We start from the raw sequence: 6,627 nt of genomic DNA, 5'->3' as shown, positions 1-6,627 counted from the left end.
TGGGTATCTCCTCCATGGCCGCCGCCCGGGACTCGGCGGGGGCCTCTTCGACAGGCTCCCCGGCGGCCTGCTGGTCGGTCTCGGCCATGCGTCCGCCTCCACCGGAACCTCGGCAGGCTGCGTCACCAGTACCACGTCCAGGCTCGAGCGTTCCGGCGGAGCCGGCGCAAACCGGAAACTGGCCACCACGCCGATCAGCGCCAGATGCAGTAGCAGCGCAGCCGAAAGCGCCAGCCAGCGGCGATAGGAGCGCGTGACCGGGGCATAGCGGATGGGATCGCTGATGGTGACCGCCATGTGTCTCGAAGGCTCTCCTCGTGCGGATATATTGTAGGGCTGGCTATGCCTGAGCCGCGGCCCGCTCCAGGCGCCGCTCGATGGCATCCATCAACAGCCCGGCGATGTCGGTACCGCGCTGATCGTCGATCTCACGCACGCAGGTGGGGCTCGTCACGTTGATCTCGGTGATGTAGTTGCCGATCACGTCGAGGCCCACGAACATCAGCCCCCGTTCACGAATCATCGGCTGTACCTGTTCGATCAGCCAGTAGTCGCGCTCAGTCAGTTCCCGGGTGACACCCGTGCCGCCGGCGGCCAGATTGCCCCGGGTCTCGCCGGCCATGGGCACCCGGGCCAGGCCATAGGGCACCGGTTCCCCCTCGATCAACAGGATTCGAGTATCGCCATCCCTGATCTCGGGAATGTAGCGCTGGGCCATGATCTGTCGCTGGCCACGCTCGGTGAGCGTCTCGATGATCGCCCCCAGGTTCCGCCCTTCCGGTTGCACGTGAAAGATACCGCTGCCACCCATACCGTCCAGCGGCTTGAAGATCACATCGCCGTGCTCGGCATGAAAGGCGCGCAGCACCGGCTCGCTGCAGGAGACCAGGGTCGGCGTGCAACACTGGGGAAACTCCTGGGCGAAGAGCTTCTCGTTGCAGGAAAGCAGGGCCACGGTAGGGTTGACCACCAGTACGCCCTCTCGTTCGGCGAAGCCCAGCAGATGTACCGCGTTGAGAAAGTGGCCATCGACCGGCGGGTCCTTGCGCATCAGGATCACGTCCAGCTCGGCAAGCGGCGTGGCTTCCGGGGCGCCCAGGGCGTACCAGCGCTCGGGGTCGCGAAAGGCGGTGAGGTCGCGCATCCGCGCATGGGCGCGGCCATCCTTCAGGAACAGATCCTCCTGCTCCATGTAGTGCAGCGACCAGCCTCGCTCCTGGGCGGCCCAAAGCATGGCCAGGGTGGTGTCCTTCTTGTAGGTGAGGTGCGCAATGGAGTCCATTACCACCCCGACTTTTAAGGCGCGTTCGCTTGTCGGCTTGCTCATCGGCTTGCTCATCGGAGTCAGTGTGGCCACGAAGGGGCTTGGATGAACGAAGTATGCCGCAGGCCCTGGCCAACACCAAGGCTGGCACGGGAGACCACGCTTGACAGGTGGGAGCTTTACCCCTAACTTAGTTTCAAATGAAACTAAATACAGGCACAGAGGCTCCATCCATGATCGATATCCAGCAGATTCACCATGTCGCCTACCGCTGCAACGACGCCAAGGAGACCGTCGAGTGGTACCAGGACAAGCTCAATATGGACTTTCTGGTCGCCATCGCCGAGGACCGGGTGCCCTCCACCAAGGAGCCCGATCCCTACATGCACCTGTTCCTCGATGCCGGCAATGGCAATATCCTCGCCTTCTTCGAGATCCCCAATTCGCCGCCCATGGGCCGCGACCCGAACACCCCCGAATGGGTCCAGCACATCGCCTTCCGCGTGGCCGACGAGGCTGCCCTGCTGGCCGCCAAGGAGGAATTGGAGAGCAAGGGCGTGAAGGTGCTGGGGCCCACCGAGCACGGCATCATCCGCTCCATCTACTTCTTCGACCCCAACGGACACCGCCTGGAGCTGACCTATGAAAAGGGCACCCCGGAACAGATGAAGCAGCTCAAGGAAGTGGCGCCGGCCATGGTGGAGGAGTGGTCGAAGACCAAGCGGGCACCCAAGCACGCCGCCTGGCTGCATGAGGAAGAGTTCAAGGCGCTGGACTGATCGGCATTGGCTACTCGCGCAGCACCGCCTGTCGTCACCCGCCCTGGTCTTGGGCTTCCGTAGCGCCGGGCGTCAGGCGGATGCCGGCATCCTCGATCACGATCAGGCGGCGCTTGTAGAGTCGGCCGATGGCCTGCTTGAAGGCATTCTTGCTCACTCCCAGCCTTGCCTTGATCACATGGGCCGGGCTGGCATCGGAGAGCGGCAGATAGCCACCGCTCTCGCGCAGTGCCTTGAGCACCTGATCCCCCACCACATCGAGCCGAGCCGAGCCCGGTGGCAGCAATGACAGGTCGAGGCGGCCATCCTCGCGCAGCCGCTTGACGAAGCCGGGCACGCGCTGGCCCCTGCGCAGCGGACGGGTCACGTCGTCCTGATAGAGCAACCCCCAGAAGCGATGGTCGACCACCGTCTTGAAGCCGAGATCGGTGCGGTCGGCGATGACCAGCACGACCTCATCACCCGCTGCGTAGCCGGTGGCCTCGTCCTGTATGAAGCGGTCGAGCTTCTGGGAGGCAACCGGCCGACCCTGCTGATCCTCGTAGATGAGCACCAGTACCCGCTTGCCGGGCGTGGGCCGAAAGCGCTGCTCGCCATAGGGCAGCAGCAGATCCCGTGGGTGGCCCCAGTCCAGAAACGCCCCTGTCTCGTTGACCGCGACCACCTCTAGGTAGGCCACCTCGCCGACCCGGGCCTTGGGCGCCCGAGGGCGGCTCTCACGGCCGGAGGGCTGGGGCGGGCGTGGCGCTGTCGGCCGATCATGGCGACGGTCGTGAAAGGAGGAGGACATGGCGAGGGTTCCGCAAGAGTGTGAGGGCATTATGAGGCCTCCCACGGCTTGGGCAAAGCCGAAGCCAGGAGCCTGTCGGAATTGACCGATCGTCGCAGTAGATCAGCGTCAAGTCCGACAGGCTCCTAAATATCCCCGAAGCGATACTGCAAGAGGGAGAGCGCCACAACCGGCGCGGTTTCGGTGCGCAGGATGCGCGGGCCGAGGGAGAGGAGAGAAAAATCGGCCACCAGGGCGGCGTCGCCTTCGGTACTGGACAGACCGCCTTCCGGACCGATCAACAGCGCCACGCTGGACGGCGCCGTTGTGCCCTCGAGAACACGGTCAGTGGCCGGGTGAAGCACCAGCCGCAGGGCCTCGTCGCGTTCGGCGAGCCAGTCGGTGAGTGCCATGGGGGGATAAACCGGCGGCACCGTGGCACGGCCGCACTGCTCGCAGGCGCTGACCGCCACCGCCTGCCAGTGGGCGAGCTTCCTGGCCTCACGGTCGTTCTTGAGGCGCACGTCGCCATGCTCTGTGTAGAGCGGCGTGATGGCAGCGACACCCAGTTCGACGGCCTTCTGGATGGCGTAGTCCATGCGATCGCCCTTGGAGATCGCCTGCCCCAGGTGGACGGCCAATGGCGACTCCCCGCACCCCGCCTCGACGGCCTCGATGCGTGCCACCACCCGCTTGCGGCCCGCCTCGATGAGAACCGCTCTGGCTTGCTGGCCTTGGCCATCGAACAGGGTGAGCGGCGCACCTTCGCTCATGCGCAGCACCCTCGCCACGTGGCGCGCGGCTCCTTCGGGCAGAACGACGTCGCCGCCGACGGTGAAGTCGGCGGCGACGTGGATACGCGGGGCTCTTGCCACGCTCCTGGCAGACACTGGCGAGCCGCCCTTACTGGGTGGTCTGCTCGCCCTGCTGCTGGGCCTGCTCGGCCTCGCGCTTCTTCTTCTGGGCGTAGATCGCCTCGAAGTTGACCGGCGCCAGCATCAGGGGCGGGAAACCGCCGCGATTGACCAGATTGTCGACACACTCGCGGGCATAGGGGAAGAGCACGTTGGGGCAGAAGGCGCCCAGAGTGTGCTCGAGCTGCGCGCCCTCGATACCGCTGATGCGGAACAAGCCGGCCTGCTCGATCTCGGCCAGGAAGGAGGTGGTGCCCTCCTCGCTGTGCTTGACCTGGGCCGTGACCTTGATCACCACCTCGAACAGGTCGTCACCCACCTTCCTGCTGGAGGTGTTGAGATCCAGGCTGACCTTGGGTTTGAACGGCTGCTGAAAAACGGCGGGCGAGTTCGGCGCCTCGAAGGAGATGTCCTTGACGTAGATACGCTGGACGGCGAACTGCAGCTGCTGCTTGTTCTGGTCGGCGGCCTGGCTGCCACCGGCGGCGTTGGCGTTCTGGCTATTCTCTTCGGCCATGGAAGTATCCTTTGCGTCTTGTGTTTGACTATTTCTTGACCACCGGCAAACCGTCGGCCTGCCACTGCATCATGCCGCCCTTGAGCTTGAGCACCCGAGGGAGGCCGGCCTTGGTCAGCTTGGCGACCGTAATGCCCGCTGACTGGCCGTTCTTGCAGACGACGATGATCGGCTTGTCCTTCACTTTTTCCAGCTCCCTCATATTGTCGTCGATACGACTCTGAGGGATGTTGCGCGCACCGGCGATATGGCCGGCCTTGAAATCCCCGACTTCGCGGGTATCAACGACCACGGCGTCCTCGCGGTTGATCAGCTGTGTCGCCTGACCGGAAGTCACACCACTGGCGGCACTGTTGCGGACCTCGTAGGCGATCCAGGCAGTCAGCACCAACAGGAAGGCACCCACCAGGAGCGGGTGATTCTGCACGAATTCGAACAGCTGATCGATCATGGGTCCGGAACACTCTTCTCGATACACGTTTAGGGCAATCTGAAGGCGGACAGTATACACCAAGCCATGGCCCCTGGCGGCATGCCCCGCGCTTTACCTGATATGACGCTCGGCCATGCCGTGCGTTATGATGCCGCAAGCCGATTCAAGTCGCGACCCCCGTCGTCCCCGACGGTTGCAGACGCTATGTCCAGCGGCACCGCGCCTGGCGGTAAGCCCCGGTCGCGCCAATACCAAACGAGGCCTTTACCCCTATGACGACTCCCGCCGCTACACCTCGTCCCGTCGCCCTGATCATTCTCGATGGCTATGGCCATAATCCTGACAGCACCGACAATGCGGTGGCCGCCGCTCACAAGCCGGTGATGGACCGGCTGTGGCTGGAAAGACCCCACACCCTGATTCACACCGATGGCCGTCATGTGGGGCTGCCCGAGGGCCAGATGGGCAACTCCGAGGTGGGCCACATGAACCTGGGTGCGGGACGTGTCGTCTACCAGGAGCTTACCCGTATCACCAAGGCGGTGGAGGACGGGGACCTGGACGGCAATACCATCCTCACCGACGCCATCGATGCCGCGGTGGCGCAGGACAGGGCCGTGCATCTGCTGGGCCTGCTCTCCCCGGGCGGGGTGCACAGCCACGAGGACCACATCCTGGCCATGGCCGAGCTGGCCGCCCGCCGAGGGGCCAAGCGCATCTTCGTGCACGGCTTCCTCGACGGCCGGGACACGGCGCCCAGGAGCGCGCTGGCCTCGATCGAACGCACCAACGCCAAGCTGGCGGAACTGGTCGGCGCCGATAATGGCGGTGTCGCCTCGATCATCGGCCGCTACTTTGCCATGGACCGGGACAACCGCTGGGATCGCGTCGAGAAGGCCTATCGCCTGCTCACCGAAGGCCACGGCGAGTTCGAGGCGGCCAGTGCCGAAGAAGGGCTACGCGCCGCCTACGAGCGAGGCGAGAACGACGAATTCGTCAGCGCCACCGTCATCCGCCCCAACGGCGAGGCTACCCCCATCGCCGACGGCGATGCCGCCATCTTCATGAACTTCCGCGCCGACCGTGCCCGCGAGCTGACCCGGGCTTTCGTCGAGGATGACTTCAGCGGCTTCGAGCGTCGGGCTCGCCCCTCCCTGGCAGGGGGTAGTCTGGTGACCCTGACCCAGTACGCCGCCGATATTCCTGCGCCCGCGGCCTTTCCGCCGGCAGAGCTGCACAACACCCTGGGCGAAGTCATGGAGCAGCGCGGCCTGACCCAGCTGCGCATTGCCGAGACCGAGAAGTACGCCCACGTCACCTTCTTCTTCTCCGGTGGCCGCGAGGAGGCATATCATGGCGAGACTCGAGTACTGGTGCCCTCCCCCCAGGAGGTGAAGACCTACGACGAGAAGCCCGAGATGAGCGCCGAAGAGGTCACCGACCGCCTGGTGGAAGCCATCGATGCCGGCGACTACGACCTGATTGTCTGCAACTACGCCAACGGCGACATGGTCGGCCACACCGGCAAGTTCGACGCCGCCGTCAAGGCCATCGAGGCGGTGGACGCCTGTGTTGGTCGCGTGGTGGAAGCCATCGAGCATGCCGGCGGCGCCTGCCTGGTCACCGCCGACCACGGCAACGCGGAACAGATGGTGAACCCGGAAACCGGTGTGGCGCAGACCGCTCATACTACCTTCGACGTGCCCATGATCTATGTCGGCCCACAGCCTGTAAGGCTGCTCGATGATGGCTGTCTCTGCGACATCGCACCGACCTGCTCACGCTGATGAACCAGCCATCCCCGAGGAGATGACCGGCCGGGTGTTGATCGAACCGGCATGATGAGCCGGGCCCGCAAACCATGAGCTCAATTCGGCACCGCCCTGCCCTGCGAGCCTGTTGCTTAGCCTTGCGCTGGTGCTGGGCCCGGCAGCGGCTCAGGCCGCCCAAC

At 64.9% G+C, this 6,627-nt stretch carries 7 protein-coding genes and 1 pseudogene; 2 read left to right on the top strand and 6 right to left on the bottom strand.

Going from position 1 to position 6,627, the window contains the following annotated elements; genetic code table 11:
* The coding region (locus Q427_RS31515) for a hypothetical protein (RefSeq protein WP_197030743.1) at positions 1–297 on the bottom strand (297 nt) is incomplete at its 3' end.
* Between the two features lie 43 nt (positions 298–340).
* Entirely contained in the window at positions 341–1,327 is a 987-nt protein-coding gene (gene gshB / locus Q427_RS19400; RefSeq protein WP_043516764.1) for a glutathione synthase, read from the bottom strand.
* 170 nt (positions 1,328–1,497) lie between these two features.
* On the opposite strand from gshB, the gene Q427_RS19395 reads away from it, so the two are divergent.
* The gene (locus tag Q427_RS19395; RefSeq protein WP_043511771.1) at positions 1,498–2,043 is read left to right on the top strand and encodes a VOC family protein; all 546 of its coding nucleotides are present in this window, start codon (positions 1,498–1,500) and stop codon (positions 2,041–2,043) included.
* Positions 2,044–2,077: 34 nt separating this feature from the next.
* On the opposite strand, the gene Q427_RS19390 is transcribed toward Q427_RS19395, so the two are convergent.
* The 4 genes from Q427_RS19390 to Q427_RS19375 all read right to left on the bottom strand — a co-directional run bounded on the left by Q427_RS19390 (position 2,078) and on the right by Q427_RS19375 (position 4,694).
* Positions 2,078–2,833, bottom strand: coding sequence for a CvfB family protein (locus Q427_RS19390; RefSeq protein ID WP_043516762.1), 756 nt, complete (start codon positions 2,831–2,833; stop codon positions 2,078–2,080).
* 125 nt (positions 2,834–2,958) lie between these two features.
* Entirely contained in the window at positions 2,959–3,687 is a 729-nt protein-coding gene (locus tag Q427_RS19385; protein ID WP_081786104.1) for a 16S rRNA (uracil(1498)-N(3))-methyltransferase, read from the bottom strand.
* A 28-nt stretch (positions 3,688–3,715) separates the two neighbouring features.
* A complete protein-coding gene (secB, locus tag Q427_RS19380) occupies positions 3,716–4,243 on the bottom strand; it encodes a protein-export chaperone SecB (RefSeq protein ID WP_043516760.1) in 528 nt (175 codons plus the stop codon).
* Positions 4,244–4,271: 28 nt separating this feature from the next.
* Positions 4,272–4,694, bottom strand: a complete 423-nt coding sequence (locus Q427_RS19375; RefSeq protein ID WP_043516757.1) for a rhodanese-like domain-containing protein — start codon at positions 4,692–4,694, stop codon at positions 4,272–4,274.
* Between the two features lie 254 nt (positions 4,695–4,948).
* Between Q427_RS19375 and gpmI the strand changes: the two are divergent.
* Positions 4,949–6,518 (top strand): annotated as a pseudogene (gene gpmI, locus Q427_RS19370) (2,3-bisphosphoglycerate-independent phosphoglycerate mutase).
* Positions 6,519–6,627 lie beyond the last annotated feature (109 nt).

Source organism: Halomonas sp. BC04, assembly GCF_000568385.1.
Note: the sequence above shows the minus strand (reverse complement) of the source record. Positions and strands in the feature narration are given on the sequence as shown.